Here is a 1,254-nt window from a genome sequence, read left to right as displayed (position 1 = left end):
GCGGCGGCTGGCGCGGCGCGCGGGCACCGGCACCAGCAGGACCGGTGCCACCAGCGGGTGCGGGGGCACCGGCGGCAGGGCGCGCACCGCACCCGCCAGAGCGGCGGCCGCGACGGGGCGCAGCTCGGCCCGGCGGCGCTCCTTGACCTCGAGCACGAGCTCACGGGCGGGGCCGGTGTGCGCGGCGGCCGCCCGCAGCGGCGTGCCGTCGGCCAGCTGCAGCTCCAGGGGCGCCGCGGCCAGGACGCGCGCGCACGCGCCGCACCAGGCCGCGCCCGCGCTCGCGCAGCCGCCGCAGGTCGCGGGCCACAGCAGGTCGGCGGCCGCCCGCAGCGCGGGGCCCGGCCCGCGGGCGCTGCGGGGGACCGGCGGGTGGCGGAACGGGGGCGCGGGGCAGGCGGTGCGGGGGTCGGGCACCGCGCCAGGGTGCCCGCGCTCCCGCACCGGCCGGCGGGCGTCCACAGCGCCGGCCCGGCCGGGCCGGTGGCGTGGGCCCGTGGACACCGCGACACCACCCCGGTCACCGCGCCCCCGGCCGCCCCGACCGCCCAGGCCCCCCGACCGCCTCAGCCGGGGTACGAGGGGTGCCGCCCGCGCGCCAGCTGCGCCCACCCGGCCCCGCTGCGCACCAGCAGGCGGCCGTCGGAGGTCCCCACCACGACGTCCCGGTCGCCGGAGCCGGCCGCCACCGACTCCCCGCCCGGCACGGGCGCCAGCGGCTGCGCCGGGCCGAGCACCTGCAGCAGCAGGACCAGCGGTTCCCCGCCCGCGCCGGGGCGCACGAGCAGCGCCACCCGGTCGCCGCCGAGCCAGGAGGCGTCCAGCACCCGGCCGGCACCGGGCGCCAGCTCCGGCGAGCCGGCGCCGACGCGCACCGGGCGCCCGCCCCCGTCGCGCACCACGGCGTGCACCCGCACCCGGATCACCCCGTCGCCGTCCTCGGCGACCACCAGCAGACGGGCGCCGTCGCGGGACGCGCGCACCCGCAGCAGCCGCCCGCCCAGGCCACCGGGCGGCTGCTGCACGGCCACCGGGGCGACGCGCGGGTCGGCCGCCGGCAGCACCGCCGGCGACGCGCCGGGAGCGGTCGGCACCACCCACACCCAGCCGTGCCGGTCGATCGACGGCGGCCCCAGACCGGCCGCCGCACCGGCGACCGAGGCGGCGTCCAGGCGCACCGCCGCGCCGCCCACCGCGGTGCTGCGCTGCACCCGCAGCACACCCCCGCCCGCCTCCAGCCACGCGTAGCAGGAA

Annotated in this window: 1 protein-coding gene and 1 pseudogene; both read right to left on the bottom strand. The window is 83.6% G+C overall.

The window, feature by feature from the left end; all coding sequences use genetic code 11:
* Positions 1-417: pseudogene (locus tag V9U69_RS17680) on the bottom strand (hypothetical protein); the annotation flags it as partial.
* 149 nt (positions 418-566) lie between these two features.
* The coding region (locus V9U69_RS17675; RefSeq protein ID WP_337063170.1) for an LpqB family beta-propeller domain-containing protein at positions 567-1,254 on the bottom strand (688 nt) is incomplete at its 5' end.

The organism is Kineococcus sp. G2 (assembly GCF_037154035.1).
Classification (GTDB): domain Bacteria; phylum Actinomycetota; class Actinomycetes; order Actinomycetales; family Kineococcaceae; genus Kineococcus.
Note: the sequence above shows the minus strand (reverse complement) of the source record. Positions and strands in the feature narration are given on the sequence as shown.